This window comes from Solwaraspora sp. WMMA2101 (assembly GCF_049179175.1).
GTDB lineage: Bacteria > Actinomycetota > Actinomycetes > Mycobacteriales > Micromonosporaceae > Micromonospora_E.
The window spans coordinates 582,768-608,434 of the sequence record NZ_JBMHMA010000006.1; the positions used below are offsets into that span (position 1 = coordinate 582,768).

The following is a 25,667-nucleotide window of genomic DNA, read 5'->3' on the forward strand; positions in this document are numbered from 1 at the left end:
GGCGCTGGCCTACCTCGGGGCCGGCATGACGTCGATCATCGCGCTGGTCTTCCTCATTCCGCTGGGGCTGCAGCTGCAGCAGGAGACCCGGGAACAGGCACTCGCCGACGCCGCCCGCCGGGCCGCCGTGGTGCGCGGCGCGCTGGCGATCAGCAACGACCCGGAATCGGTCCGCCAAGCAGTGGCCAATCTCGGTGAGAGCGCCGAGCGGCAGCCCGTCGTGCACGGGCTCGACCTCGGCGGTACGCCCCGGGCGAGCACCCGCGACGTGGCCGATGCCGCCGCCGGCACCGCGCCGGTGGTGGTGGCCACCGACGGCGGGGTGCTGCACCTGGAGCCGGTGACGGTCGGTGAGGCGGTGACCGTCGTCGAGGTGTTCGTCGCCGACGCCGAGCTCAACCAGGGCGCCACCGGCACCTGGCTGCTGCTCGTCGGCATCGCCGCCGGCCTGGTGGTCTGCTCGGTCATCGTGGTGGACCGGATCGCGGCCCGCGCGGTCGCCTCGGCCAAGGGCCTGGTCAAGGCGGCAATGGCGGTCGGGGACGGCGACCTGGGGGTCCGCATCCAGCCGAGCGGTCCGCGCGAGCTGGCCGAGGCCGGGTACGCGTTCAACCGGATGGCGGACCGGCTGGTCGCCTCCCGTACCGACGAACGGGAGCTCGTCGCCGACCTGTCCCACCGGCTGCGCACCCCGTTGACGGTGCTGCGGCTGGACGCCGACGCGCTCGACTCCGACGACACCAGCGTCGGCTCGTTCAGCGAGGCCGAACTGGACCGCCGCCGCACCATCCGCCGGATCCGGCAGGCGATCGTCACCCTCGAAGGTGAAGTCGACGTGCTGATCAACACGACCCGCAAGACGGTCACCCAGGAGACCGGGCCGGGCAGTTGCGACGTGGCCGAGGTGGTCCGCGACCGGATGGTCTTCTGGTCGGCGCTGGCCGGCGACCAGAACCGCGCGTACACCGTGATCGGCGCGCAGCTGCGGACCCCGGTCCCGGTGCCCCGGGCGGAGCTGGCCGCCGCCCTCGACGCCGTGCTGGGCAACGTGTTCCGCTACACCCCGCAGGGCACCGCGTTCGAGGTGGCGGTCTCGCGCCGCGACGGGTACGTGGCCATCCGGGTCGACGACGCCGGTCCCGGCATCGCCAACCCCGACCGGGCGCTGCGCCGTGGTGCCAGCGATCAGGGCTCCACCGGGCTCGGCCTGGACATCGCCCGACGGGTGGCGTTGCAGGCCAACGGTTCGGTCAGCCTGGACCGGGCCCGGCTCGGCGGTGCCAGCGTGGTGATGCTGCTCGCCGACGCCGAGGCCGCCCCGCCCCGGCCGGCCAGCCGGTTCGGCTTGGTCGGACGGCTGGCCCGGGAACGGGACCGCAACCCGGTACGCGGCCGGCAACCCGACGCGGACTCCCCCGCCGCGCCGCACTGACCGACCCCTGCGTACCGGCCCACCGCGTACCTCCCGGCTGCGGCGACGGGGCTGACCCGGGGCGCAGGTCACGTCCCGGTCTTCAGTGGCGCAAGCTTTTCTTAGGTCTGGATTAACGCCGTTCCGTTGGGGACGCACCGGGTGGCAGCATCTGCTGCGAACCCATCGGCAGCCCTGGACCGTCACCCGCAGTACCGTCCCGTGTCCCAAGGTCCAGGGTTGCTTGCGCGCGGCGGGGCCCGGTCCCCCAACATCGTCGTCCCGCCGCGCGCCCACCTTGGACAGAGGTAGGTGTACGTGTCACCGCCGCTACGGAACTCCCCCACCGGAGCCCGGCGGGACGGGCGCGACGACGAAGGCGCCGAACCACTGGAGCCTGCGCCGCCGGACGGACCCGACGCCGAGTTCGAGGACGAACCCGCCCTGGTCACCCCCCGCCAACTGCTGCGCTGGGTGGCGGTGGTCGGCGCCCTGGTCATCGCGGTCCTCGCCTGCTGGCAGGACCCCAGCTACGCCGGCGGTTACCGGGGCTGACCCGCCACGGCCACGTACCGGTCGATCTCACCGGTCAGCCGCGCCTTGTCCGGTGCGGGCAGGAACGACGCGGTGACCGCGTTGCGGGCCAGCCCCGCCAGCTGCGCCGTGTCCGCACCCAGCAGCCCGGCGGCGACGAGATACTCCTGGTTGAGGCTGGTGCCGAACATCGGCGGATCGTCGGAGTTGATCGTCACCAGCAGCCCCGCCGCCACCATCTCGGCCAGCGGGTGCGCGGCCAGGTCGGGGACCGCCCCGGTCCGCAGGTTCGAGGTGGGGCAGACCTCCAGCGGGATCTGCCGCTGCGCCAGGTGATCGACCAACCGCGCGTCCCGTACGCAGGACGTGCCGTGCCCGATCCGTTCGGCGTGCAGCTCCCGCAGCGCGTCCCAGATCGTCTCCGGCCCGGTGGTCTCCCCAGCGTGCGGCACCGAATGCAGCCCGGCCGCCCTGGCCTTGTCGAAGTACGGCTTGAACTGCGGACGCGGCACCCCGATCTCCGGCCCACCGAGACCGAAGCTGATCAACCCGTCCGGGGCCTCGTCCAGGCAGATCCGCAGGGTCTCCTCGGCCGCCGGCAGGCCCGCCTCGCCGGGGATGTCGAAGCACCAGCGCAGCTCGACGCCGAAGTCGGCGCGGGCCCGGTGCCGGGCGTCCTCGAGCGCGGCGCAGAAAGCCGGTGCCGGGATGCCCCGGCGCACGTGCGAGTACGGCGTCACCGTCAGCTCGGCGTAGCGGACCTGCTGGGCGGCCAGCTCCCGGGCCACCTCGTGGGTGAGGATCCAGACGTCCTCGTCGTCGCGGACCAGGTCGACCACGCTCAGGTAGATCTCGATGAAGTGGGCGAAGTCGCGGAAGACGAAGTAGTCGGCGAGCAGGTCCGGGTCGGCCGGCACCGGACTCTGGCCCTCGTGCCGGCCGGCGAGCTCGGCGACGATCCGGGGCGACGCCGACCCGACGTGGTGCACGTGCAACTCGGCCTTCGGCAGGCCCTCGACGAACGCCGACAACTCGGGCGTCACGGGTGGCGGCTGACTCACCGGCTGCTGCGACCTCCTCGTACCATGCCGGTTCGCCTCGGCGGCGACCGGCTGCGCCGAGCGTACCGTCCGGGGTGTCGACTAGGCTCGCCTGGTGGACAAGCGTACGTTTCCGCGGCTGGGCCGCACAGCGGGTGTGATCGGTCTGGGCGCCTGGCAGCTCGGCGCGGACTGGGGGACGGTCAGCGAGGACGACGCGCTGGCGACGCTGACCTCCGCCGTCGACGCCGGCACCACGTTCCTGGACACCGCCGACGTGTACGGCGACGGGCGCAGCGAGCGGATCATCGGCCGGTTCCTGCGGGAGTCCGGGTCGGGCGAGCTGTTCGTCGCCACGAAGATGGGCCGTCGGGTGCCGCAGGAGCCGGCCGCGTACGTGCTGGACAACTTCCGGGCCTGGACCGACCGGTCGCGGGCCAACCTCGGCGTCGACACCCTCGACCTGGTCCAGCTGCACTGCCCGCCGACCGAGGTGCTGCACACCGACGCGGTCTACGACGCGCTGGACACCCTGGTGTCGGAGAAGCGCATCGCCGCGTACGGGGTGAGTGTGGAGACCGTCGACGAGGCGCTGGCCGCGATCGCCCGGCCGGGTGTCGCCAGCGTGCAGATCATCCTGAACGCGTTGCGGCTCAAACCGGTCGAGCGGGTGCTGCCGGCGGCGGCCGCCGCCGGGGTCGGCATCATCGCGCGGGTGCCGCTGGCCAGTGGCCTGCTCTCCGGCCGGTACGACGAGCAGACCCGGTTCGCCGCCGACGACCACCGCAACTTCAACCGCGACGGGGCGGCGTTCGACGTCGGTGAGACCTTCTCCGGCGTCGACTTCGGCACCGGGTTGGCGGCGGTCCGCCGGCTCGCGCCGCTCGTGCCGCAGCAGGCGACCATGGCGCAGTTCGCGTTGCGCTGGATCCTGGACCAGCCGGGCGTCACCGTGGTGATCCCCGGTGCCCGTAACCCGCAGCAGGCCCGCGACAACGCGGCGGCGGCCGGTCTGGCACCGCTGGACGAGGCGGCCCGGCAGGCCGTGGCGCAGGTCTACGACGAGCTGATCCGGCCGCAGGTGCACCACCGGTGGTGACAGCCGCGTCCTCGTGGGCCGCCCGGTCGCCGGCCGGTCGGCCCCACGAGGGCAGCACGCCCGGTGTCCGGTGACGGGAAAGCCCCGCGTCCGGTGCGGACACGGGGCTTCCTGTTGCACAAGCTTCCCGGGTAGAGCCGGGCCCAGCAGCCGACGTCGCGTCGGCGACTGAGGGTCAGATGGGGCGGACCTGCTCGGCCTGCGGGCCCTTCTGGCCCTGGGCGATCTCGAACTCCACCCGCTGGTTCTCCTCCAGCGTCCGGTAGCCGCTGGTCTGGATGGCCGAGAAGTGGACGAACACGTCAGCACCCCCGCCGTCGACGGTGATGAAGCCGAAGCCCTTGTCTGCGTTGAACCACTTCACGGTTCCCTGCGCCATGTGTATCTCCTTCTGAAACTGGCGGCCAAGCACGCCGTGCGGCCGGTTGGCCGTTTTCGAGCAGCGGCGCCTGAGGTGGCCCCCGGTGAAGGAGGACTCTCAACCCACGCTGTCTCGCAACAGCGTGGACAGCAAACCACGTACGCAAAAACTTCGCACAGCCTACCTGACGAACGTCGCCGACATGTGACCTGAGACGCCGTTCACGCCCTCGTGGCGTGCGCAAATCCGGTCACCGTCGTCAGCCCGGCCAGCGGCCGGTCAACCGGCGGACACCGGTCGCTCCGCCCCGGTCGACGGCGGCCCGGACGACCGAGAAGATCGCCCCCTGCAGGGCCGCCGCAGCGAGCACTTCGCCCCAGCCCCGCTCCTCGTCGATCGCGCTGGGCGCGTCGTCGTCCCCGGCGGCGGCCTTCCACACCTGTCGGAAGATCGCCCCGGCCAGGGCTCCGGCGGCCATTCCCAGAATCAGGCCCACCGGGCGGTAGGCCAGCTTGTTGACCGGCTTGCTCACCGGCGCCTCCCTCGCATCGTCACCCACACCACGGCCACGCTGATCAGTACGCCGGCCACCGCCACCGCCGGCAGCGCGCCGCGCGATCCCAGGTGGCGTACGTCCAGGCCGGTGCGGCGTACGTCGACCAGTACCTGGTCGGCCCGGTCCCGCAGCCGACGCCGGGTCCGCGCGGCACCGACGCGCACCCGGCTCTTGACGTCCGTCTTGGCGGCCAGTGCCTGGACGGTCTGCCCGAGCTCGGCCCGGGTCCGTCGGATGTCGGCCCGCAGCAGGTCCAGGTCACCGCTGCCGTTGCCCGATCTGCCGTTGTGCGAGGTCACGACTGCCGCCCCCGCTTCATGGCCGCGCCGACCACGGTCACGTCGGCGCGCAGACTGTCCGCCGTCGCGGTCGGTACCGGCGGGGCCGCCTGCCGGACCTGACGCCGGCCGGCCAGTGCCAGTCCACCGGCCACCGCGAAGAGCAGCACCGCCACGACCAACGCCGCTACCCACGGCGGCCAGGCCTGGCCGAGCAGCAGAACGGCCGCGGCGATCAACGTGCCGAGGCCGTACAGGGCCACGACACCGCCGCCGCCGAACAGGCCGATGCCCTTTCCGGCGTGTTTGCCTTTCTCGGTCAGTTCCGCCCGGGCCAGCGCGAGCTCGTCACGGACCAGCCGCGATATCTGCTCACCTGCCTGTTGCACGAGTTCCGCGGTGGACTGCTCGGCGGGTGGCCGGTGCAAGACGTCGGCCATGGTGCCTCCTTTCCCGCTGTTCGCCGCTGTATGCCCGGCCCGGGACCAGATCAATCCTGTCGCTGCGGATCCGGGCCGGTGGAATCGTCCGGGCCGACGAAGACCGAGGCCCGGGCCTCGCCGTCGGCACCGCCGCCGAACAGCCGGGCGTCGTCTGGTGGCTCGGCGTCCAGGGCGGGCCGTACGCGGCCCCGGCCGACCCGGTCGCGGCCGCCTCGGTCGCGGGCGGCGGCCGGCGGACGCAGGTCCAGCCAGTCGGACAGGCCGTTGCCGTCGCCGACCTCGGCCCGCCAGCGGGGCAACGCGGTCGGCCGCTGGTCGCGGACCCACCGGACCAGATGTTCGCGGACCAGGCAGCGCAGATCCCACAGGCTCGGTGAGTCGGCCGCGCTGACCAGGGCACGCAGCCGCACCGTGCCGCCCATCGCGTCGGTCACCTGCAGCACGCAGACCCGGCCGTCCCACAGCTCGGATGATTCGACCAGGCGACGCAGCTCCTCGCGCATCACCTGCACCGGAACCGACCAGTCCAGGTCGAACTCAGCGGTGCCGAGCACCGCCGCCCGGGTCCGGGTCCAATTCTGGAAGGGGCGGGTGGTGAAGTACGAGGTCGGCAGGATGAGCCGGCGGTCGTCCCAGATGTGCACCACGACGTAGCTGAGGGTGAGCTCCTCGATCCGGCCCCACTCGCCCTCCACGACGACGACGTCGTCGATGCGCACCGCGTCGCTGAAGGCCAGTTGCAGGCCGGCGATGACGTTGCCGAGCACGCTCTGCGCGGCGAGCGCGGCCACCACGCCGATGACCCCGGCGGAGGCGAGCAGGCTGGCACCGACGCCCCGGACGGCGGGGAAGGTCATCAGCATCACGCCGATGGTCAGCACCACGATCACCGCGATGGTGACCCGGCGCAGCATCACCACCTGGGTGTGCAGCCGCCGGGCGTGCCGGTTGTCGGGCACGTCGGTGCGGAACCGGGCCAGCGTGGTGTCCTCCAGGGCCAGCAGCAGTGCCCCGACCAGCCAGGCACACGAGGCGATGGTCGCCAGCACCAGCAGGTGCAACGTGGTCCGCCGCCAGGGTTCGCCGACGGCGTACCCGGTGGAGAAGCGCACCGCGAACTGGACCGCAGCGACGGTCGCCGCCACCAGTAGGGGCCGGTGGGCGTGGGTGGCGAGCTCGGCGAGCAGCACCGAGCGCCGGCCGAGCCGGCGTACGACCCGGTGGCCGATGGCCACCAGTCCGACCGCCAGCAGGGCCGCTCCGACGGTCACTGTCGCCGTCACCACAACCGGATGCACGAATTTCTCCCTCCACCGCGCGAACGATCGCCACCGGCTGCGCAGCCGGTGGCGATCGGCGTACGGGCGATCGGTCGGCGGCCGGGGACGATCGCGCGATTTGCGATCTTTGGCAGCGAAATGCCAAGGATGCCGGGAGTGTCGCCGGACCGCCAGGCGGGGCCACCAGTCAGTGACCGGTCACACGTCTCAGACCTTGCGGTAGCGGGACTGGGCGAAGCAGTAGACACCGAACGCCGCGAAGCCGGCCGCCACCAGGCAGAGCAGCAGCGTGCCGAACGCCTGCTCCCGCAGCGTGTGCAGCGCCGCGTCCAGGCCCCGGGCCCGCTCGGGTGCGTACTGCACAGCGGCGACGACCACCAGCACCCCGGCGGTGCCGTACGCGACACCCTTGGCGACGTATCCGACCATACCCAGCCGGCAGATCACCCGGCGTGCCTTCGCACTCATCTGCCCGGTCCGCAGGTGCTTGGTGAAGCGCTGGGTGATCCCGTTGACCGCCATGCCGATCCCGATGCCGACCAGCACCACACCGGCGGCACCGACGAGCCACCGGCCACCCGGCTCGGCCATCACCCGTGCGCTCATCGCCTGCTGCTGCCCGGCGGTGTCCGCGTTGGCGTCCCGGAACACCTGCACGGCGGTCCAGGCGAAGGAGAGATAGACCGCCGTACGCCCGGCGGAGAGCACCCGCTCGACGACCCGGTCGCGGCCCTGCTCCGCGCGGTGCCCGACCGCGGCCTCGATCCCCTGCCAGAGCGCCATCGCGGCCAGCCCCACCGCGACCGCGATCAGCAGCACGGTGCCCAACGGCTGCTGGGCGAGCGTCCGCAGGGCACCGGACTGGTCGCCGTCGGCAGCGGAGCGTCCGAAGGCGATCTGCAGTGCGAGCCAGGCCACCAGCAGGTGGACGACTCCGTATCCAATGAATCCGACTCTGGCCAGCGTCTCCAGCCAGCGGCTCTCGCCAACCTGGTGGGCGGTGCGTCGGGCGTCGCGGGTGTTCGGCATGGCCGCTTCAATGACCGGTACCGACCACCGTCAAACCTGCGGGTCGGCGACCGCACCGGCCCGCAGGAGATCGTCAGGTCACTGCCGGGCGACCCGGACCACCACCTGGGAGTCGGTGACCTGCTCCAGGGTGACGGCCATCCCGCCGACCTCGGTCGCCTGCTGACCCGTGGTCAGGGTCACCTGCTCGCCGGCCACCTCGACGGTGACCTGGTCACCCTCGGCTCCGATCAGCTTGGCCTCGATGCCGAGGAAACTGGCGCTGGCCTCGACGCCCCGGTCGAAGGTCACCGTGCAGGCGTCCAGCCCGCAGTCGGTGCTGGCACCCTCGGAGCTGCAGCCGGCGAGCACCGCGGCACCGAGCATCAGCCCGGCGAACGAGGCCGCGAGCCGACCGGCCCGGCGACGGCCAGCTGTCGGGACGGCCAGGGCGGACCGGGTCGGGTCGGTCATGGCGGCCGGGTCGGCGGTGGCGGTGGGCAGGCCGGCGGCGGCCGGCGGCAGGGGGGCGTTCGTCACAGCTCCCAGGGTACCGGGACAAGGCGAAGCAATCGGCGCGTCGGACGCGCGACGGGCCGGATAGGCTCGACGGGCGACGACCGGCCGGCGCAGGTGTCGGCCGGCCCGTGGTCGATGACGTCGACGGCCGTCCACCGGCCAAGGAGGTGCCTGACGTTGACCGTGCTGGTGCAGGACGACCCCGCACGCCACCGGTTCGAGATCCTGATCGACGACGCGCTGGCCGGGTTCGCGGCGTACCGGCTCACGCCGGGGACGGTGACCGTGACGCACACCGAGATCGACCCCGCCCATCGCGGCAAGGGCGCCGGCGACGCGCTCGCCCACGGGATGCTCAGCCAGATCCGCGAACGGGATGAACAGGTGGTGCCGCAGTGCCCGTTCATCGCCGCCTACATCGACCGGCATCCGGAGTTCGCGTCGCTGGTCGCCGGTGACTGACCGGCCCCGCTCCCGGCCGCTGCGGGCGGTGGCGGCGCTGGCCGCCGTGGCGGTACTGACCGCGGCGGTGATCGCGGTCGGCGGCCGGCTCGGCTGGTTCAGCGACCCGACGATATCCGGCGCGCCCGAGGCACCCGCCGAGGTGGAGGTGGTCGCGAGCGGTCTGGCCGCGCCGTGGGACCTGGCGTTCCTGCCGGACGGCAGCGCACTGGTCACCGAACGGGACAGCACCCGGCTACTCGTCGTCGATCAGCAGGGCACCGTCCGGGAGCTCACCCGGATCAGCGACGCCGTCGCCGGCGGCGAGGGCGGGCTGCTCGGGGTCGCGGTCTCCGCGCGGCACGCCGACGACCGCTGGGTGTACCTCTACTACACGACCGCGACCGACAACCGGATCGTCCGGCTGCGGCTGGCCGCCGACGGTACGGCCGGCGCGCCGGAGCCGGTCCTCACCGGAATCCCCCGGGCGGCGACACACAACGGCGGGCGACTCGCCTTCGGACCCGACGGGATGCTGTACGCCGGAACCGGGGACGCCGGGCAGCGGGGTGCCGCCCAGGATCCGGCCAGCCTGGCCGGCAAGATCCTACGGATCGCCCCGGACGGCACGCCACCACCGGACAATCCGTTCCCCGACTCACCGGTGTTCAGCCTCGGCCACCGCAACGTCCAAGGGTTGGACTGGGGTACGGACGGCCAGCTGTACGCCAGCGAGTTCGGCCAGAACCGCCACGACGAGCTGAACCTGATCACTCCCGGCGGCAACTACGGCTGGCCGGACGCCGAGGGTGTCGCCGAGTTGGCGCAGTTCGTCGACCCGGTCGCGACCTGGTCGCCCCGGGACGCCTCACCCAGCGGCCTGGCGTTCCACCAGGGCAAGCTCTGGCTGGCCTGCCTACGCGGCCAACGGCTGTACCGGGTGAACCCGGACGGCACCGGCGCCGAGACGCTGCTGCGCGGCGACTACGGCCGGCTGCGGCACGCCGCCGTCGCGCCCGACGGCACCCTGTGGGTGTTGACGTCCAACCGGGACGGCCGGGGTGATCCGGACGCCGACGACGACCGGATCCTGCGGGTCACCGGCTGACCACCGGCCGGGTCACCGGCTGACCACCGCCGGCGGTCGACAGACCGTCGCGGCCTCGCCGGCCGACCAGCAGCTCGGCGGCGGCCTCGGCGTTGGCCCGGCTCGCCCCGTAGGTGGCCAGGTGGGTGCCGCCGACGACCCGTACCGGCACGCCCATCTCGACGACGACAGCGTCGGGGCGCACCGCCAGCGCCTGCTCGACCGCCGTTGCCATCCACTGGTGGCGGTGCAGGTCCCGGACGACCAGGACGACGGTACGGTCGCGGGCCGCGGCAAGGACCGCAGCCAGCCGGGCCGTCGGGTCGCCGGCTGTTGGCAGGCCGCCGGTTGTGGGCGTGTCGAGGTCGGCGGCCGTCAGCCGTACGGTGACCGTGTCGGGGCGCAGCGCGGTCATCGCCGGGCCGAGTCCCCACGGGGTCTGCGTACCGGAGGCGATGTTGTGCGGGGGCGCGAACTCGACCACGTGGGCGGGCCGGGTCAGCGGCAGCGGCGTCGCGGTCCGCAGCCGCAGGGCCCGGCGGGCGGCGACCAGCCCGACCCCGGCACCGTCCGGTGCGCCGCCGGCGGTCGGCACGGCGCTGTCGACGGTCGGCACGCCGGGCGGCCGAAGGGTCCAATCGGCCAGCCGGGCGATCCGTTCACTCGCCTCGGCCAGCCGGCACACCGGCAGCACTCCGGTCACGACCGCGTCGACGATCGCGTCGCGCAGCAGCCGGACCGTCGCCTCGTCGGAGTGTTCCCCGCCGACGCAGACCGCGTCGACCCCGGCGGCGAGCGCCCGTACGGTGGCCCCGCCGAGGCCGTAGCGGCCGGTCACGGCCCGCATCTCGATGCCGTCGGTGATCACCGCGCCGGTGAAGCCGAGCTCCCCCCGGAGCAGGTCGACCAGGACGGGACGGCTCAGCGTGGCCGGGTACCCCGGGTCGATCGCCGGCACCGACAGGTGGCCGGTCATCACCGTGGCGGTGCCCGCCGCGATCGCCGCCCGGAACGGGGCGAGTTCGACGGCGTCCAACCGGACCCGGTCGGCGTCGATGCGGGGCAGGTCCAGATGCGAGTCGACGCTGGTGTCGCCGTGCCCTGGGAAGTGTTTGGCGCAGGCGGCGACCCCGGCGGACTGCAGGCCACGGATCCACGCGGCGGTGTGCCGGGCGACCAGGTCGGGGTCGTCGCCGAAGGCCCGGACGCCGATCACCGGGTTGTCCGGGTTGGAGTTGACGTCGGCGACCGGGGCGTAGTTGAGCGTGATCCCGGCCCCGGCCAGTTCCCGGCCGAGGTCCCGGGCCACCCGCTCGGTCAGCGCCGGGTCGTCCACCGCGCCGAGCGCCAGGTTGCCGGGCCGGGAGCTGCCGGTGCCGGATTCGAGCCGGGTCACGTCGCCGGCCTCCTCGTCGATGGCGACCAGCAGGTCAGGTCGTTCGGCCCGCAACGCCGAGGTGAGGGCGGCGACCTGCGCGGCGTCGCGCACGTTGCGGTCGAACAGCACCACCGCGCCGAGCCCGTCGGCGGTCCAGCGCCGCACCCAGTCCGGCACGCTGGTGCCGACGAAGCCGGGTTGCAGTACGGCGGCCGCCATCCGCCGCAGACTGGGACTGGAGTCGACCATGCGGCGTGGACCCTTTCGCGACGGTGGGAGCAGCCATGGTCACACCCGGCGATCAGTTCAGTCAATAAACCTTCCTATTAATCGGGACCCACCACGGCACCGCCCGCCCGGCAGCCATCGACCACGACCTGTCGCCGACCGGGCACGATGTGGCACAGTGCGGAGATGGCACCGATCGTCTCGTTCGCCGCCGAGCAGACCAGTTGGCACGACATACCGGGCGTACAGGTGGTCGGCGCGGTCCTGGGCATCCTGCTGCTGATCGCCGCCCTACGGGCGATGTTCCGGTGACCGCCGCACCAGCCGTTTGATCGGCGTACCCGCCGGGTAACCACGGCTTCCGATGAAGCTGCCCCTGCATTCACCCCGCCTACGACGCACGGCCCGCCAGCGGTTCGGCTGGTCCGCGCTGCGTCCCGGACAACTCGGCGCGATGCGCGCGTTGCTCAAGGGACGTGACGCCCTCGTCGTACTCCCCACCGGTGCCGGCAAGTCCGCCGTCTACCAGGTGCCGGCCACCATGCTGGCCGGCCCGACGGTGGTGATCTCCCCGCTGCTGGCGTTGCAGCAGGACCAGATCACCGCGCTCAACGACCGGGGCCAGCCCGACCTGCGGGCGGTCCGGATCAGCTCCGCCGAGACACCGGCCCAGCAACAGGCCGCCCTCGACGAGATCCGCACCGGCCGGGCCCGGTTCCTGTTCACCACCCCTGAGCAGCTCTGCGACCCGCAGCGGCTGGCCGAGGTCCGCCAATTGCGCCCCGGCCTGGTCGCCGTCGACGAGGCGCACTGCATCTCCGCCTGGGGCCACGACTTCCGACCCGACTACCTGTCGATCGGACACCTGGTCCGCGAGCTGGGTCGACCCCCGATCGTCGCGCTCACCGCCACGGCCTCGCCGCCGGTGCGTGAGGACATCGTGCACCGTCTCGGGCTGACCGATCCGCACCTGGTGGTGGCCGGGCTCGACCGGCCCAACCTGTTCCTGGAGGTCGCCCACTGCCCGACCGAGGACTACCGCTGGCGCCGGCTGCTCGCGCTGCTCGACGCCGAAACGCCGCCCGGCATCGTCTACGTGCCGACCCGGCGGGCGGCGGAGGAACTGGCCGCCCGGCTCGACGACGCCGGTCACCCGGCCCGCTGCTACCACGGCGGGATGGCCGCCGGTGCCCGGGAGCGGCTGCACGAGGAGTTCCTCGACGGGCAGGTTCCGGTGATGGTGGCGACGTCCGCGTTCGGCATGGGCATCGACAAACCGGACGTACGGTGGGTGGCGCACACCGCGCTGCCCGACTCCCCCGACAGCTACCTGCAGGAGATCGGCCGGGGCGGCCGCGACGGCGCCCCGGCGCGGGCGCTGTTGCTGTGGCGGGCCGAGGACGTCGGGCTGCAGCGCTACTTCACCACCAGCCCGCCGGAGCACGACGACCTGCGCGACCTGGCCGCGTTGCTGGACGCCGACGGCGCCACCCGCAGCCAACTGCGGGCCCGCTGCGGGCTGGGGGCCCGCAAACTGGGGCAGCTGCTGGCACTGCTGGAGGAGGTGGGGGCCGCCCGCGCCGTCGCCGGCGGCCGGTTCGTCCGCCCGCCGTACGCGCCACTGCCCGACCGGGCCGCCGGTGACGCGGTCGCGGCGGCGACCCGCCGCCAGGCGGTCCAGCGGACCCGAACCGACATGATGCGGGCGTTCGCCGAGGCGAACGGCTGCCGCAGCCAGGCGTTGCTGGCCTACTTCGGCGAGCACATGCGCGACGTCTGCGGGCACTGTGACAGCTGCCACGCCGGCACCAGCACCGCCGACGACGGTGCCAGTGGCCCGTTCCCGGTACACAGTATGGTGCGACACGCCGACTGGGGAGCCGGCATGGTCCTCGGCTACGAGCAGGACCGGATGACGGTGCTCTTCGACGGTGTCGGATACAAGACGTTGTCCGTACCGGTGGTCAGCGAGCAGGGTCTGCTGGCCGCCGAGTCACACTGAGGATCATCGACCGCCGGACACCGATGCGGCGGTCGGACGTGAGAGGGGCATGAGCGTGACGGACCTGCCGGTGTACACCGAGCTCGGATTCTCCGACGAGGAGTGGGGCCTGCTGGTCGGGCTGCCGCAGGCGGTGCTGACCGCGGCCAGCGCCGCCGAGTCCGACGGCGGGCGACGCACCCGGGCGGAGAGCGCCGCCGGGCTGGAGGCCATCGGCGCCGGCCGGGAGTCGGCCAGCCCGCTGGTCAGCGCCGTCGCCGGCGAACTGGTCAGCCGGGTCGGCGACCCCGAGACCGGGGAGGAACTGCCGGTGCCGGAGCCGGCCGACCCGCAGGCGCTGATCGCCGACGTACTCGACCGGGCCGGTCAGGCCGCCCGGTTGCTCACCGCACGGGTCGACGACGGCGAGGCCGGCGCCTACAAGCACTGGCTGGTCGGCATCGCCGAACAGGTCGTCGGTGCCGCCGCCACCGGCGGTCTGCTGGGCATCGGCGGGGAGACGGTGACCGAGTCGGAGCGGCGGTTCCGCGACCGGCTCGCCCAGGTGCTCACCGACTGAGACCACGGCTCCCGGTGCCGCCGAGGTTGACCCCCGGCAGTACGGTCTGGGATCGCGGGCCGGTCGCGGCTCGATGGACACCCCTTTCCTGGGAGCATCATGGAGCTTCTGACCAGCCCCGAGCTGTGGATCGCGTTCGCGACCCTGCTGCTGCTCGAGATCGTGCTGGGCATCGACAACATCGTGTTCATCTCGATCCTCGCCGGGCGGCTTCCCGAGCATCAGCAGGCGCGGGCGCGCACCATCGGCATTTCCCTGGCCCTGATCACCCGGTTGCTGCTACTGGCCTCGCTGTCCTGGGTGATCGGGCTGACCGCGCCGCTGTTCACCGTCGTCGGCCAGGAGATCTCCGGCCGCGACCTGATCCTGCTGCTCGGCGGCCTGTTCCTGCTGGTGAAGGCGACGTACGAGATCCACGAGCATCTGGAGGGCGCCGACCACGGCGGCGGCCGCAAGACCGCCTCGTTCGCCGGGGTGATCGTCCAGATCCTGATCCTGGACGTGGTCTTCTCGCTCGACTCGGTGATCACCGCGGTCGGCATGGTCAACGAGTTGACCATCATGGTCGCCGCCGTGATCATCGCGATGATCATCATGCTGGTGTCGGCCGGCACGGTCAGCGCGTTCGTCAACCGACACCCGACGGTCAAGATGCTGGCCCTGTCGTTCCTGCTGCTGATCGGCGGCAGCCTCATCGCCGAAGGGCTCGGCCAGCACATCCCCAAGGGCTACGTCTACGGGCCGATCGCGTTCTCGATCTTCGTGGAGTTCCTCAACCTGCGGCTGCGCTCGCGCCAGTCCAAGGGCGGTGCCGCCCCGGTCAGCCTGCATCCGACCTTCGTCAAGGAGCCGTCGGCGGCGGCCACGCCGGGCGGCGGCACCACCTCACCGTAGCGGCAGGAGTCGCCGTACCGCCTGCTCGGCGGCATCGCGGGTGGGCTCGCCGGCACCGAGGCGGGCCACCCGGCCGCGGTGGAACATCTCGACCACCCGTGGATCCACGTAGGAGGCACGGGCCACCGTGGGGGTGTTGCCGAGCAGGTCGGCGACCTCGCGCATCACCCCGGCCACCGCCCGGCGCCGGGCCGCCGTCGACCGGGGTGCTCCGAGCGCGGCCAGCCGGGTCGCGGCCAGCACCGTCGCGTGCCAGGTACGGAAGTCCTTCGCGGTCATCTCGGTGCCGCTGACCCGCCGCAGATAGTCATTGATCTCGTCGCTGTGCACCTCCCGCCAGCGCCGCCCGTCCCAGTAGCAGAACAGCCGCTGATCGCCGCGTCGACGGCGGCGCAGTGCGCGCAGCACCGCGCACACCTGCGGATCGTCGATCCGTCGCTGCTGGGCCAGGCCGCCCTTGGCCGGGAACTGCAGCACCACGCACCCCCGGCCGGAGCGGGCGTGGCTGCCCCGCAGCGTCGCCACTCCGAACGTCGGATCGTCGCCGGCGGCGTACTGGTCGCTGCCGATGCGGAACATGCCCAGGTCGAGCAGCCGCACCAGCGCCGCCAGCACCCGTTCCCGGCGCAGGCCACGACCGCGCAGATCCACCGCGACCCGGCGGCGCAGCCGGGGCAGCCGGTCGGCCACCCGCCGTACGTGGTGGAACTTCGCGGTGTCCCGACGCAGGCGCCACTGCGGGTGGTAGACGTACTGCCGGCGGCCGGCGGCGTCGAATCCGACGGCCTGGATGTGCCCGTTGGCGTCCGGGCAGATCCACACGTCCCGCCACGCGGGTGGGATCGCCAGGGCCCGGATCCGGGCCAACTCCTGCCGGTCGCTGACCGCCCGCCCGTCGCCGTCCAGGTACATGACGCCCCGACCCCGTCGGCGACGCCGGTAACCGGCGGCCGTGAGGTCGCTACGCCGCAGCCGCATCGCGGGTCACCCGGTCCACCGCCGCCAGCACCTCGTCGACACAGATCGCCGCCATCGCGGGGTGCGGGCCGCCGGACCGGCCCGGCTCCCCGACACCCGGCTCCCCGGCACCCGGCTCCTCGGTGCCCGGCTCCTCGGTGCCCGGCTCCTCGGTGCCGGCCGACAGGTGCGGGTACTGCAGCACCCGGTGCCGGTGGCGGTCGATCGTCGGCCCCCAGCGTGCCGGTGACGTGGGGCCGAACAGCAGCACCGAGGGCACCCCGAACGCGGTCGCCAGATGCCCCGCACCGGTGTCCGCCGCCACGACCAGGCGGGCGTGCGACAGCAACGCCGCGAACCGGGACAGCTCCAGCCGACCGGCGTGCACCGCCGTCGCGGGCAGTCCCGCCCCGGCGGCCACCACCTCGGCCAGCGGCCGTTCCCGGGCCGACCCGGTAACCACCACCCGGTGTCCGGCCGCCGTGAGCCGCCGGGCCACCTCGGCGAACCGGTCCGCGGGCCAACGCCGGCGGGCCGAGGCGGCACCGGGGTGCACCACCGTGACCCCGACCGCGACCCGGTCCGGTGGGGGGCGACGCAGCCGCAGATCCGTCGGGTCGCAGGCGACGCCGTACCAGTCGAGCAGGCGGCACCAGCGGGTCACCTCGTGCTCGTCGTCGTGCCACGGTGGTCCATCGTCGTGGCCGGCCGGCGGGCTGGCGTACGCCCACAGCCGTCCGGGTCGCAGCGTCCGCAGCAGCCGGTGCGACTGCGGGCCCTTCCCGTGCAGATTGACCGCCAGGTCCGGCGGCGGGGCCACCGCGGGCAGCGGGGCCAGCCCGTCGACCGGCAGCAGCCGGTCGACGGCACCGGTCAGCTCGGCCAACGGCGCCAGGACGGCGGGCGCGGCGAGGGCGACCGGCAGCGCCGGATGGGCGGCGCGCAGACCGCGCAGCGCCGGTACGGCCGTGGCCAGGTCGCCGATGCCGAGCGCCCGGAGCACGACGATCACGGGTAGGACGATTCCCGGTCGGCGCAGACGACCAGCTCGCGTACCGCACAGCCGGCCGGCTGCCGGATCGCGAACAGCACCGCGGCCGCCACGGCGGCGGGGTCGTTCAGGGCGGCGTCGGCCCCCGGTCGGTACTGCGCGTCACGGTCGTCGAAGAACGCGGTCCGCATCCCGCCGGGCACCAGCAGGGTGACGCCGACGGTGCCGGCCAGTTCGGCGGCGAGCGCCCGGGTGAAGCCGACCACCCCGAACTTGGCCGCGCAGTACGCGGTCGCGTCACTGACCGCCTTCACGCCGAGCGTCGAGGCGACCGTGACGACGGATCCGCGCGCCTCGGTCAGCCAGGGCAACGCGGCCCGGACCACGGCGGCGGTGGCGAGCAGGTCCACCGCGACGATCCGTTCCCACACGTCGCCGGGCAGCGCGTCCAGCCGGCCCGGGACGTCCATGCCGGCGGCGGTGACCACCGCGTCGAGCCCGCCCAGCTGTTCGGCGAGCTGGCGGGTGGCCGACTCGGCCGCCCGCGTGTCGGCCAGATCGCAGTCGACCCACGGCACGCCGTCGGCCGGTGGTCGCCGGTCGATGACGCAGGGCCGGTAGCCGTTGGCGGCCACCAGTTCGACGACGGCCGCGCCGAGGCCGCTCGCACCGCCGGTGACCAGCACCGCAGGACCGGTGACGGGGTTCGTCACGCCAGCTCCTTCCGTCGTTGCGGATCCCGATCACGCGCTGTCGCGATCATGCTGGTGGTGGACCGACCGTCGAGGTACGGCACGACCGCCGTCTGCCCGCCCCACCGCCGTAGCAGTCCGGCCTCCGGCAGGTCCGGCTCGCCGGTGCCGTCGCCGGCGTAGTCGCCGCCCTTGACCCAGACGTCGGGCCGCAGCCAGCTCAGCACCGCGTGCGGGGTGTCCTCGTCGAACACCACGACCGCGTCGACACAGGCCAACGCGGCCAGCAGCCGGACCCGGTCGCGTTCGGGGACCACCGGGCGGTCCGGGCCCTTGAGCCGGGCCACGCTGGCGTCGGAGTTGACGCACACGATCAGGCAGTCGCCCATCTGCCGGGCCGCCTGCAGCGCCGAGACGTGCCCGGCGTGCAGCAGGTCGAAGCAGCCGCCGCTGGCCACCACCGTCCCACCGGCGGCCCGTACCTCGGCGGCGAGCGCCCCGGCCGCCGCCGGGCCGATCCGGTCCGGTGCCGCGACGGCCTCCACCACCACCGGCGGTACGCCGGCCCCGGCCCGCTGCGCGTCGGCCGGTGCCCCGGTCACCGCCAGCAGCCGGCGCACCCCGGCGGCACCACCGTCGGCGACGTACCGCGACGCCTGCCGGACGGCGACCTGGACCGCCTCGGAGACCACCGCTCCGTCGGCGAGCGCGATCGCCGCCGCGGTGGCGAACCGGTCCCCCGCGCCGCAGGTGTCCCCGTCGGCGCTGGCCGGGGCCGGCACCACCAGGGGCACACTGCCGGCGTGGCACAGCAACGCCCCGTCGCCGCCCATCGTGACCGCGACCGCCCCGGCCCGCCACCGTAGCCGCAACTCCTCGGCGCAGCCGGCCGCCGTCGCGACCCGGGTGTCCCCGGCCGGCTGCCCGGTCAACTGGCGTACCTCGGTCTCGTTGGGGGTGACCAGGCGGACGCCGGGCACCGCCGCCGGACCCCGGGGATGCGGATCCCAGACCACCGGCGCCGAGGTGGCGGCGAGCACTGTCCGCAACGCCGGCAGCCGGGCCACCCCTCGGCCGTAGTCGCTGACCACCACGGCGGCGGCGCTGGCGAACAGTTCCCCGGTGGCCGGCGACAGATCGCCCCGTACGGTGCCGGTGCCGCCCCGGTCCAGCCGCAGCAGCACCTGGCCCCGGGTCCGCAGCCGGATCTTCTCCACCGTGGCCCCACCCAGCGGCAGCGGATGCAGGTCGACCCCGGCGGTGGTGAGCAGCGCCGCCAACCGGGCGCCGGCGACGTCGTCGGCGAACGCACTGACCAGCACCACGGGCCGGCCCTGGCCGGCGGCGAGCACAGCGGCCAGCCCGGCGCCGCCGGGCCGGTCGGTGACGTGGCGTTCGTCGAGCACCGGGGCGGCGGCGTCCGGACAGACCCGGGTGACCGCACCGTCGATGTCGCGGTCGAGCAACGTGTCGCCGACCACGACGATCGGGGCGGTGGTCATGGGCGGCCGCCGTGGGAGTCGACGACGGGCAGCCCGGAGACGGTCGCCCCACCGGGCGCGGAGCCGGCGGCACCCACCCGGTCGGCGGTGCCCGCCCCGGCGGCGGCACCCATCGCGTCGACCAGGCCGAGGACGGCGGGCAGGGTCTGGTCCACGTACTCGCACAGCAGGTGGGCGGTGACCAGGTGCAGTTCCTGCACCACCTGCGGATCCGCCGCCGGCACCGCCAGCACCTCCGGGCAGATGTCGGCGAGCGGGTTCGGCACCGGGCCGGTGCAGGCCCAGCAGCGCAGCCCGGCCTCGCGACCGGCGTGGGCGGCGGCGAGCAGGTTGCCGCTGCGGCCGCTGGTCGACAGCAGCAGCAGGATGTCACCCGGGCGGCCGTGGGCGCGGACCTGGCGGGCGAAGACCTCGTCGAAGCCGAAGTCGTTGCTGATCGCGGTGAGCGAGGAGGTCTCGGCGGTGAGTGCGATCGCCGACAGCGGCGTCCGGTCGGCGCGCAGCTTGCCGACCAGTTCGGCGGCGAGGTGCTGGGCCTCGGCGGCGCTGCCGCCGTTGCCGGCCACCAGCAGCCGGCCGCCGTGGCCCAGGGTCCAGGCCAGCTCCGACCCCCAGCGACCCAGCCGCGACGCCACCTCCCGGTACGGCAGCAGCGCCTCGGCCAGTCCGGCGAGGTGGCTGTCGATCAGCGAGTGCGGGTCGTTCATCCGGCCACCACCTGGCTCGGCTGGCTCGGCTGACGCACCCCGCTGACCGTGGCGTAGATCGCGGTCAACTGGTCGGCGGCCCGCTGCCACGAGTAGCACTGGCGGGCCCGGTCCAGCGCGGCCGTCGCGTACGCGAACCGGCGGACCCGGTCGGCGAGCAGCCGGCGCAGCGCCATCCCGAGCGCCTTCGGATCCCGCGGCGGAACGAGGTCGCCGGTGAGGCCGTCGACGACCGTGTCGGTCAGCCCGCCCACGGCGGTGCCGATCACCGGTACGCCGCACGCCATCGCCTCCAGCGGGGTCAGCCCGAACGGCTCGTACCAGGGGGCGGCGACCAGCACGTCTGCCGACCGGTACCACTGTGGCATCTCCTCGCGGGGCACCGCGCCGACGAGCCGTACCCGGTCGCCGACACCGCAGGACTCGGCGAGTTGGCGCAACTGGCGGGCCTGCGGGTCGACGTCGAGCGCGGAGCCTGGTGGGCCGCCGACGACGACGCATTCGGCGTCCGGCACGAGCTGCATGGCCCGTACGACGTCCTGAAAGCCCTTGCGGGCGACCAGCCGGCCGACGGTCAGCACCCGGTGCCGGTCGGGGTCGCGCCCGGCCACTGGCCCGTCGGGCGAGAAGGTGTGTTCGTTGACCCCGGACGGCACGACCGACAGTCGGCCCCGGGGTACCCCCATCCGGATCAGTTCGGCCACCTCGTCCTGGGACTGGGCGATGACCCGGTCGACGCTGCGGCCGAGCGCGCGCTCGTAGCCGATGCGACGCGGCGGGCTGGTGTCCATCGCACCCTGGTGGCGCCGCTTGACGGTGCCCAGCGCGTGGTAGGTCTGCACCACCGGCACCCCGGTCGACCGGCCGGCGTCGACCGCCGCCAGTCCGCTCATCCAGAAGTGCGCGTGCGCGACCGTCGGGGTCCAGTCGCCGCTCCACTGGCCGACCAGCCATCGGCTGAACTGCGCCATGTACGGCAGCAGTTCGTCCTTGGCGATGTGCGCGGCGGGACCGGCGGGGACGTGTACCACCGTCACGCCGTTGTCCATCCGGACCAGTTCCGGCAGGTCGTCGGCGTCCCGCCGAGTGTAGACCCGCACCTCGTGCCCGTCGGCGGCGAGCGCGGTGGACAACTCGGCGACGTGGGTGTTCTGACCGCCGGCGTCCACCCCGCCCAGCGCGGCGAGCGGGCTGGCATGCTCCGAGATCATCGCGATGCGCATAGCGCCTCCTCCAGCAGCTCGTCCCAGTCCGCGAGGAACCGGTCCAGTCCGTATCGGTCCTGCGCCACACGTCGCGCGCCGTCGCCGAGCCGGCGGGCGGCGTCCGGCTCGTCGAGCAGCCACCGGGCGGCGTCGAGGAGGGTCTGCATCCTCGTGGTCGACACTCCGGCCGACGGCGGCACCGCGGCGACCGCCTCGGTGGTGCCGAGCACGATCACCGGCATACCCATCGCCATCGCCTCGATCAGGCTCAGGCCCAGCGACGTCCACCGGCACAGATGCAGGTACGCCCGCCGCCGGGCGACCTCGGCGTGCATCCGGGCCTGCGGCGGATCGTCGTGGACGGTGACCCGCCCGGCCACCGCCGCGCCGAGCGCCTCGGGAAGGCCGGCGACACCCATGCCGTACACGTCGAGCGGCGCCACCCGGGCGAAGCGCGGCATCAGGTCGGTGCCGGTGACCCGGCCCCGGCGGACCGGCTCGTTGGTGACCACCGCGAACCGTTCCAGTTCGCCGCTGTAGCGGGCCGTCGGTGCCACGATGCCGTGCTCGATCACCCGGGTACGGGTGCCACCGGTGTCCCAGAACAGGTCGTTGAAGTGGGTCACGTGCACCACGGTGAGGTCGTCACGGTCGGCCATCGGGTGCCGGGTCGCCGGCACGTCGCCCTTGGGGGTGTTGTGTTCGACGTAGACGGCCGGGACGTCGCGGCCGACGGTACGGCCGAGCCAACTGGTGGCCAGTTCCCACTCCTCGGGCCGTTGCAGGACCACCAGGTCGACGTCGGCGGCGGCGAGCTGACCGGGGCGGATCTCGACGACGCTGTCCGGCCACGGGTAGGTCCGGGCCCGGCCCAGCCCGTACGGCCCCCGGTCCGGGGTGACCGGGACCAGGTAGTGGTGCTTGCCGTGGACGAACGCGGTGGTCCACGAGCCGTGGACGTGCCAGAGGAGGATGTTCATCCGACCGTCCCGTTGATCAGTCGGACCGCGTCGACGACGCTGTCGGCGGAGACGGTCGACAGGCAGGGGTGCCCGGGGACCGGGCAGCGGGCGGCCCGGGTGTTGCGGCAGCCGGCCACCGGGTCGCCGAGGCGCACCCAGGGCACCCGGTACGGCCCCCACTGGCCGAACGGCACGGTCGGGGCGAAGAGGCTGACCACCGGGGTACCGACGGCGGCGGCCAGGTGGGCCGGCCCGGTGTTGCCGACGACCACCGCGTCGGCTCCGGCGAGGATAGCGGCCAGCCGGGCCAGCGAGGTCTGCCCGCCCAGGTCGATGCCGGTACGCCCGGCGACCGTGGTGCTCAGCGAGCGTTCGCCGGGGCCACCGGTGACGACGACCCGGTGGCCGGCGGAGTGCAGCGCGTCGACGAACTCCGCGCAGCGCTCGGGTGGGCAGGCCCGGGACTCGACGGACGAGCCGGGGTGCACCACGACGTACCCCCCTGGTGGAGCGCCGGTCGCCGCGGCGTCGGTCGTCCCGTCCGGCGCGTCCGCCAGGGCCGCAGGCGGGGCCGGCCGCAGGCATCCGGGTCGCAGCCGCAGCACCGGTTCGTCGTCGCCGGGCAGGGCGAAGCCGGCGGCGGCGGCGAGCGACAGGGCACGTTCCGGTTCGGGCAGTCCGGGCGGCACCCGGTGGCGCACGTCCAGCAGGGACCCGGGGTAGTCGTCGCTGATCGCCGCGACGCGTGGCACCCCGGCCATCCGTAGCAGCAGGGCCAGCGGAAGCGGTGACTGGTGGAACGAGGTGAACACGATCGCCTCGTCGGCACCGACACCGGCCAGCCGGTCGGTGAGCCGGTGCAGGGCGGCCGGGTCGACCGGGGCGGGGTCCGGGTCGATCCACGGCAGCGGCCACTCGATCAGCTCGGCGACGCCCGGCAGCAGTTCGGCGGCGGCGCGGCCCCGGGGGCCACAGAGCATCACGACCTCGTCGGCGCTGGCCGCGACGGCGCGGATCGCCGGACCGGTGACCAGGACGTCACCGACCGAGTCGGACCGGACGACCAGCACCCGGCGGCGGCGGGTGCCGTCGGCAGCCGCGCTGATCCGGTGCCGGCGCAGGATGAGGTCGACGGCGCCGGGCAGGTCGCCGGCGACCGCCGGGGCGGCCGCCACCTCCGCCGGCAGGGTCTGCTCGGTGGGGACCAGGACGCCGGTGGCGCCGGCGGCACCGGCAGCGACCATGTCCCGGCCGATGTCGCCGACCACGACGCAGCGGCGGGCGACGGTGCCCAGGGCGGCGGCCGCCGCGTGGACCATGCCGGGGGCCGGTTTGCGGCACCGGCAGCTGTCGGCGTCGTCGTGCGGGCAGACCTGCCAGGTGTCGAACGGGCCCAGCAGCTGCTCGACGCGGGCGTGCACCCGCTGCAGGTCCTCGGTGGTGAACCTGCCCCGGGCCAGGCCGGACTGGTTCGTCACGACGCCGAGCCGCAGTCCGGCGGCGCGCAGCCGGTCCAGCGCGGCGCGGGCGCCCGGCACCGGGCGTACCCGGTCCGGGTCGCCGTTGTACGGCACGTCGTGCACGAGCGTCCCGTCACGGTCGAACAGCACCGCGTCGAACAGCCCGCGGCTGCGGCTGGTCCGTTCGCTTCGCACGCCGGTCGGGTTCCCGGGGGCGCGGCGAGTAAACATCCTTCACCTTCGTCCGGTCCGCACCATTTGGGGCTCGCGCGGATTAGCCGGCCGGAGGCCGGGTACCGGTGCCTTCGTGGCTGTCGTACAGCGGGTGATCCCCGCCCCGCCGGACCAGGTCTTCGCCGTGCTGGCCAACGGATGGACCTACAGCGACTGGGTGGTCGGCACCGTCCACATCCGCGACGTGGACGACCACTGGCCGCAGCCGGGGGCCGCCCTGCACCACACCGCCGGGCCGTGGCCGTTGTCGCTGTCGGACACCTCGACCGTGGTCTCCTGCGACCCACCGACCGAGTTGACGTTGCGGGCCGGACTGTGGCCGCTGGGCGAGGCGACGGTGGTGTTCCGGCTGGCGGGCACCGAGGGCAACGGCACGCGGGTGACGATCGCCGAGTCGTTCACCGCCGGCCCGTTGCACTGGGTACGGACGAAACTCGACGACCTCGTCCTGCACCACCGCAACCGCGAGACGCTGCGGCGGTTGTCGGACATCGCGACCCGCAAGGTCGCCGTGGAGACCTGACCCGCGTACGGCACCGACGGCACAGGAGGGTGGACGGGATGAGTCAGACCGTGATGATCACTGGGGCCAGCGCCGGCATCGGGCGGGCGACCGCCCAACGGTACGCCCGACGCGGTGCCCGGCTGGGACTGATCGCCCGGGGTGAGGCCGGCCTGGCCGCAGCGGCCGCCGAGTGCCGGGAGCTCGGGGCCGAGGCGGTCGCCACCTACCAGGTGGACGTCGCCGACGCGGCGGCCGTCGAGCGGGCCGGCGACGACCTGGCCCGGCGCAACGGCGGACTGGACGTGTGGATCAACAACGCGATGGTCTCGGTGTTCGCCCCGACCTGGGAGATCAGCGCCGACGAGTTCCGCCGGGTCACCGAGGTGAACTATCTCGGTACGGTGCACGGCACCCTGGCGGCGCTGCGGCAGATGCGCCCGGCCGGGATCGGCACGATCGTGCAGGTCGGCTCGGCGCTGGCCTACCGGGGTATCCCACTGCAGTCGGCCTACTGCGCCAGCAAGCACGCCATCCAGGGTTTCAACGACTCGCTGCGGGCCGAACTGCTCCAGGCCAGCCCGGAGATCAAACTGTCGATGGTGCAGCTGCCGGCGGTGAACACCCCACAGTTCTCCTGGGTGCGTACCCATCTGCCGAGGCACCCGCAGCCGGTGCCGCCGATCTTCCAGCCGGAGGTCGCCGCGCAGGCGATCTGCTGGGCGGCGGACAAGGGGCCCCGGGAGGTCAACGTCGGCGGGCCGACGCTGCGGGCCCGACTGGCCGACGTGCTGGCCCCCGGGCTGCTGGACCGGTTCCTGGCGCTGCGCCAGGTCGGCTTCGACTCGCAGCAGACCGCAGAGGTGATCGACCGGTCGTCCTGGCGGGACAACGTGGACGCACCGGCCGACGCCGACGTCGACCACGGCGCGCACGGGGTCTTCGACGACACGGCCCATCGGCGGTCGCTCGCGTTGTGGGCGGTGACCCACAAGCAGACCGCGACGGCACTGCTCGCCGCCGGGCTCGGTGTGGCCCAGGCACTGGTCCGCGCCGGTTCCGGCCGGGTACGCACGGCCGCGTCCGCTCCAGGTGGTCGGATGCGGGGCGCCCAGGCCTGACCCCGGACGATCCGCGCGGACCACTGCGGCCCGCCGACCGGGCCGGTGCCGCAGGGACCGGCAGCCGGATCGCCGGTACCAGCGGCGGGGTTGCGCCCGCGCCCGGACGACGGCGACGACACGGACGGAGGATGGAGCCGGCCCGACCAGCAGCGGCATGATCGGCGGAGATGACGATCATGGCGCGGCCCTGCTGTCGCGACCGCTGACAGCGGA

General features: G+C 73.9%; 28 protein-coding genes. 11 read left to right on the forward strand and 17 right to left on the reverse strand.

Annotated features, from left to right (window positions below; all coding sequences use genetic code 11):
• The first annotated feature begins 25 nt into the window (after window positions 1–25).
• Complete coding sequence (locus ACN28F_RS03190; RefSeq protein ID WP_289206623.1) at window positions 26–1,432, forward strand: HAMP domain-containing sensor histidine kinase; 1,407 nt, start codon at window positions 26–28, stop codon at window positions 1,430–1,432.
• Window positions 1,433–1,729: 297 nt separating this feature from the next.
• A complete protein-coding gene (locus ACN28F_RS03195; RefSeq protein ID WP_289206624.1) occupies window positions 1,730–1,966 on the forward strand; it encodes a hypothetical protein in 237 nt (78 codons plus the stop codon).
• Here ACN28F_RS03195 and ACN28F_RS03200 read toward each other — a convergent pair.
• Window positions 1,954–3,006 carry an adenosine deaminase gene (locus ACN28F_RS03200; RefSeq protein WP_421356978.1) on the reverse strand — a complete coding sequence of 351 codons (1,053 nt, stop codon included), beginning with the start codon at window positions 3,004–3,006 and terminating at the stop codon, window positions 1,954–1,956. The genes ACN28F_RS03195 and ACN28F_RS03200 overlap by 13 nt on opposite strands.
• 94 nt (window positions 3,007–3,100) lie before the next feature.
• Here ACN28F_RS03200 and ACN28F_RS03205 point away from each other — a divergent pair, with 94 nt between their 5' ends.
• Window positions 3,101–4,084 carry an aldo/keto reductase gene (locus ACN28F_RS03205; protein ID WP_289206626.1) on the forward strand — a complete coding sequence of 328 codons (984 nt, stop codon included), beginning with the start codon at window positions 3,101–3,103 and terminating at the stop codon, window positions 4,082–4,084.
• A 175-nt stretch (window positions 4,085–4,259) separates the two neighbouring features.
• Here the strand turns inward: ACN28F_RS03205 and ACN28F_RS03210 are convergent, their stop codons facing one another.
• From ACN28F_RS03210 to ACN28F_RS03240, 7 genes are all read right to left on the reverse strand, one after another.
• Complete coding sequence (locus ACN28F_RS03210; RefSeq protein WP_007075740.1) at window positions 4,260–4,463, reverse strand: cold-shock protein; 204 nt, start codon at window positions 4,461–4,463, stop codon at window positions 4,260–4,262.
• Between the two features lie 241 nt (window positions 4,464–4,704).
• Window positions 4,705–4,977, reverse strand: a complete 273-nt coding sequence (locus ACN28F_RS03215) for a DUF4235 domain-containing protein (protein WP_289206627.1) — start codon at window positions 4,975–4,977, stop codon at window positions 4,705–4,707.
• Complete coding sequence (locus ACN28F_RS03220; RefSeq protein ID WP_289206628.1) at window positions 4,974–5,300, reverse strand: DUF3618 domain-containing protein; 327 nt, start codon at window positions 5,298–5,300, stop codon at window positions 4,974–4,976. The genes ACN28F_RS03215 and ACN28F_RS03220 overlap by 4 nt, the downstream gene beginning before the upstream one ends.
• Window positions 5,297–5,719 (reverse strand): phage holin family protein, encoded by a 423-nt coding sequence (locus ACN28F_RS03225; RefSeq protein ID WP_421356979.1) that lies wholly within the window; start codon window positions 5,717–5,719, stop codon window positions 5,297–5,299. Before ACN28F_RS03225 ends, ACN28F_RS03220 begins: the two co-directional genes overlap by 4 nt.
• A gap of 50 nt (window positions 5,720–5,769) precedes the next feature.
• Window positions 5,770–7,005 carry a mechanosensitive ion channel family protein gene (locus ACN28F_RS03230; RefSeq protein WP_421361238.1) on the reverse strand — a complete coding sequence of 412 codons (1,236 nt, stop codon included), beginning with the start codon at window positions 7,003–7,005 and terminating at the stop codon, window positions 5,770–5,772.
• A gap of 204 nt (window positions 7,006–7,209) precedes the next feature.
• Window positions 7,210–8,031 carry a DUF1206 domain-containing protein gene (locus ACN28F_RS03235; RefSeq protein WP_289206631.1) on the reverse strand — a complete coding sequence of 274 codons (822 nt, stop codon included), beginning with the start codon at window positions 8,029–8,031 and terminating at the stop codon, window positions 7,210–7,212.
• Window positions 8,032–8,109: 78 nt separating this feature from the next.
• Window positions 8,110–8,484 (reverse strand): hypothetical protein, encoded by a 375-nt coding sequence (locus ACN28F_RS03240; RefSeq protein WP_421361240.1) that lies wholly within the window; start codon window positions 8,482–8,484, stop codon window positions 8,110–8,112.
• A gap of 228 nt (window positions 8,485–8,712) precedes the next feature.
• Between ACN28F_RS03240 and ACN28F_RS03245 the strand changes: the two genes are divergently transcribed.
• Window positions 8,713–8,991 carry a GNAT family N-acetyltransferase gene (locus ACN28F_RS03245; protein ID WP_289211007.1) on the forward strand — a complete coding sequence of 93 codons (279 nt, stop codon included), beginning with the start codon at window positions 8,713–8,715 and terminating at the stop codon, window positions 8,989–8,991.
• Window positions 8,984–10,078: a PQQ-dependent sugar dehydrogenase gene (locus ACN28F_RS03250; RefSeq protein WP_289206632.1), complete on the forward strand. Its 1,095-nt coding sequence runs from the start codon at window positions 8,984–8,986 to the stop codon at window positions 10,076–10,078. The genes ACN28F_RS03245 and ACN28F_RS03250 overlap by 8 nt, the downstream gene beginning before the upstream one ends.
• On the opposite strand, the gene ACN28F_RS03255 is transcribed toward ACN28F_RS03250, so the two are convergent.
• Entirely contained in the window at window positions 10,068–11,684 is a 1,617-nt protein-coding gene (locus tag ACN28F_RS03255; protein WP_289206633.1) for a glycoside hydrolase family 3 protein, read from the reverse strand. The genes ACN28F_RS03250 and ACN28F_RS03255 overlap by 11 nt on opposite strands.
• A gap of 165 nt (window positions 11,685–11,849) precedes the next feature.
• Here ACN28F_RS03255 and ACN28F_RS03260 point away from each other — a divergent pair, with 165 nt between their 5' ends.
• The 4 genes from ACN28F_RS03260 (at window position 11,850) to ACN28F_RS03275 (ending at window position 15,118) form a co-directional block, all read left to right on the forward strand.
• Entirely contained in the window at window positions 11,850–11,975 is a 126-nt protein-coding gene (locus ACN28F_RS03260; protein ID WP_289206634.1) for a hypothetical protein, read from the forward strand.
• Window positions 11,976–12,027: 52 nt separating this feature from the next.
• Entirely contained in the window at window positions 12,028–13,665 is a 1,638-nt protein-coding gene (locus ACN28F_RS03265; protein ID WP_289206635.1) for a RecQ family ATP-dependent DNA helicase, read from the forward strand.
• Window positions 13,666–13,714: 49 nt separating this feature from the next.
• Window positions 13,715–14,224, forward strand: a complete 510-nt coding sequence (locus tag ACN28F_RS03270; RefSeq protein WP_421356980.1) for a hypothetical protein — start codon at window positions 13,715–13,717, stop codon at window positions 14,222–14,224.
• Window positions 14,225–14,323: 99 nt separating this feature from the next.
• Window positions 14,324–15,118 carry a TerC family protein gene (locus tag ACN28F_RS03275; RefSeq protein WP_421356981.1) on the forward strand — a complete coding sequence of 265 codons (795 nt, stop codon included), beginning with the start codon at window positions 14,324–14,326 and terminating at the stop codon, window positions 15,116–15,118.
• On the opposite strand, the gene ACN28F_RS03280 is transcribed toward ACN28F_RS03275, so the two are convergent.
• The 8 genes from ACN28F_RS03280 to ACN28F_RS03315 are packed head-to-tail and all read right to left on the reverse strand — an operon-like array spanning window position 15,110 to window position 23,825.
• Complete coding sequence (locus tag ACN28F_RS03280; RefSeq protein ID WP_289206637.1) at window positions 15,110–16,096, reverse strand: DNA topoisomerase IB; 987 nt, start codon at window positions 16,094–16,096, stop codon at window positions 15,110–15,112. The two genes, ACN28F_RS03275 and ACN28F_RS03280, sit on opposite strands and share 9 nt — an antisense overlap.
• Entirely contained in the window at window positions 16,080–17,087 is a 1,008-nt protein-coding gene (locus tag ACN28F_RS03285; RefSeq protein ID WP_289206638.1) for a glycosyltransferase family 9 protein, read from the reverse strand. The genes ACN28F_RS03280 and ACN28F_RS03285 overlap by 17 nt, the downstream gene beginning before the upstream one ends.
• The gene (locus ACN28F_RS03290) at window positions 17,084–17,779 is read right to left on the reverse strand and encodes an SDR family oxidoreductase (RefSeq protein WP_289206639.1); all 696 of its coding nucleotides are present in this window, start codon (window positions 17,777–17,779) and stop codon (window positions 17,084–17,086) included. Before ACN28F_RS03290 ends, ACN28F_RS03285 begins: the two co-directional genes overlap by 4 nt.
• The gene (locus ACN28F_RS03295) at window positions 17,776–19,260 is read right to left on the reverse strand and encodes a PfkB family carbohydrate kinase (protein WP_289206640.1); all 1,485 of its coding nucleotides are present in this window, start codon (window positions 19,258–19,260) and stop codon (window positions 17,776–17,778) included. Before ACN28F_RS03295 ends, ACN28F_RS03290 begins: the two co-directional genes overlap by 4 nt.
• Window positions 19,257–19,967 carry a D-sedoheptulose-7-phosphate isomerase gene (locus ACN28F_RS03300; protein ID WP_289206641.1) on the reverse strand — a complete coding sequence of 237 codons (711 nt, stop codon included), beginning with the start codon at window positions 19,965–19,967 and terminating at the stop codon, window positions 19,257–19,259. The genes ACN28F_RS03295 and ACN28F_RS03300 overlap by 4 nt, the downstream gene beginning before the upstream one ends.
• On the reverse strand, window positions 19,964–21,190 hold the full coding sequence (locus tag ACN28F_RS03305) for a glycosyltransferase (protein ID WP_289206642.1): 1,227 nt from the start codon (window positions 21,188–21,190) through the stop codon (window positions 19,964–19,966). The genes ACN28F_RS03300 and ACN28F_RS03305 overlap by 4 nt, the downstream gene beginning before the upstream one ends.
• On the reverse strand, window positions 21,175–22,152 hold the full coding sequence (locus tag ACN28F_RS03310; RefSeq protein WP_289206643.1) for a glycosyltransferase: 978 nt from the start codon (window positions 22,150–22,152) through the stop codon (window positions 21,175–21,177). The genes ACN28F_RS03305 and ACN28F_RS03310 overlap by 16 nt, the downstream gene beginning before the upstream one ends.
• Window positions 22,149–23,825, reverse strand: a complete 1,677-nt coding sequence (locus ACN28F_RS03315) for an HAD-IIIA family hydrolase (RefSeq protein ID WP_421356982.1) — start codon at window positions 23,823–23,825, stop codon at window positions 22,149–22,151. Before ACN28F_RS03315 ends, ACN28F_RS03310 begins: the two co-directional genes overlap by 4 nt.
• A 76-nt stretch (window positions 23,826–23,901) precedes the next feature.
• On the opposite strand from ACN28F_RS03315, the gene ACN28F_RS03320 reads away from it, so the two are divergent.
• On the forward strand, window positions 23,902–24,351 hold the full coding sequence (locus tag ACN28F_RS03320; protein ID WP_289206645.1) for an SRPBCC family protein: 450 nt from the start codon (window positions 23,902–23,904) through the stop codon (window positions 24,349–24,351).
• A gap of 38 nt (window positions 24,352–24,389) precedes the next feature.
• Complete coding sequence (locus ACN28F_RS03325; RefSeq protein WP_289206646.1) at window positions 24,390–25,451, forward strand: SDR family oxidoreductase; 1,062 nt, start codon at window positions 24,390–24,392, stop codon at window positions 25,449–25,451.
• The last annotated feature ends 216 nt before the right edge of the window (window positions 25,452–25,667 follow it).

Coding starts and splice junctions, on each gene's coding strand:
- ACN28F_RS03265 (WP_289206635.1), top strand. CDS start 12,028: ATGAAGCTGCCCCTGCATTCACCCCGCCTACGACGCACGGCCCGCCAG.
- ACN28F_RS03300 (WP_289206641.1), bottom strand. CDS start 19,967: ATGAACGACCCGCACTCGCTGATCGACAGCCACCTCGCCGGACTGGCC.
- ACN28F_RS03255 (WP_289206633.1), bottom strand. CDS start 11,684: ATGGTCGACTCCAGTCCCAGTCTGCGGCGGATGGCGGCCGCCGTACTG.
- ACN28F_RS03190 (WP_289206623.1), top strand. CDS start 26: ATGACGTCGATCATCGCGCTGGTCTTCCTCATTCCGCTGGGGCTGCAG.
- ACN28F_RS03240 (WP_421361240.1), bottom strand. CDS start 8,484: ATGACCGACCCGACCCGGTCCGCCCTGGCCGTCCCGACAGCTGGCCGT.
- ACN28F_RS03310 (WP_289206643.1), bottom strand. CDS start 22,152: ATGAACATCCTCCTCTGGCACGTCCACGGCTCGTGGACCACCGCGTTC.
- ACN28F_RS03315 (WP_421356982.1), bottom strand. CDS start 23,825: ATGTTTACTCGCCGCGCCCCCGGGAACCCGACCGGCGTGCGAAGCGAA.
- ACN28F_RS03295 (WP_289206640.1), bottom strand. CDS start 19,260: ATGACCACCGCCCCGATCGTCGTGGTCGGCGACACGTTGCTCGACCGC.
- ACN28F_RS03225 (WP_421356979.1), bottom strand. CDS start 5,719: ATGGCCGACGTCTTGCACCGGCCACCCGCCGAGCAGTCCACCGCGGAA.
- ACN28F_RS03235 (WP_289206631.1), bottom strand. CDS start 8,031: ATGCCGAACACCCGCGACGCCCGACGCACCGCCCACCAGGTTGGCGAG.
- ACN28F_RS03260 (WP_289206634.1), top strand. CDS start 11,850: ATGGCACCGATCGTCTCGTTCGCCGCCGAGCAGACCAGTTGGCACGAC.
- ACN28F_RS03270 (WP_421356980.1), top strand. CDS start 13,715: ATGAGCGTGACGGACCTGCCGGTGTACACCGAGCTCGGATTCTCCGAC.
- ACN28F_RS03305 (WP_289206642.1), bottom strand. CDS start 21,190: ATGCGCATCGCGATGATCTCGGAGCATGCCAGCCCGCTCGCCGCGCTG.
- ACN28F_RS03280 (WP_289206637.1), bottom strand. CDS start 16,096: ATGCGGCTGCGGCGTAGCGACCTCACGGCCGCCGGTTACCGGCGTCGC.
- ACN28F_RS03275 (WP_421356981.1), top strand. CDS start 14,324: ATGGAGCTTCTGACCAGCCCCGAGCTGTGGATCGCGTTCGCGACCCTG.
- ACN28F_RS03325 (WP_289206646.1), top strand. CDS start 24,390: ATGAGTCAGACCGTGATGATCACTGGGGCCAGCGCCGGCATCGGGCGG.
- ACN28F_RS03210 (WP_007075740.1), bottom strand. CDS start 4,463: ATGGCGCAGGGAACCGTGAAGTGGTTCAACGCAGACAAGGGCTTCGGC.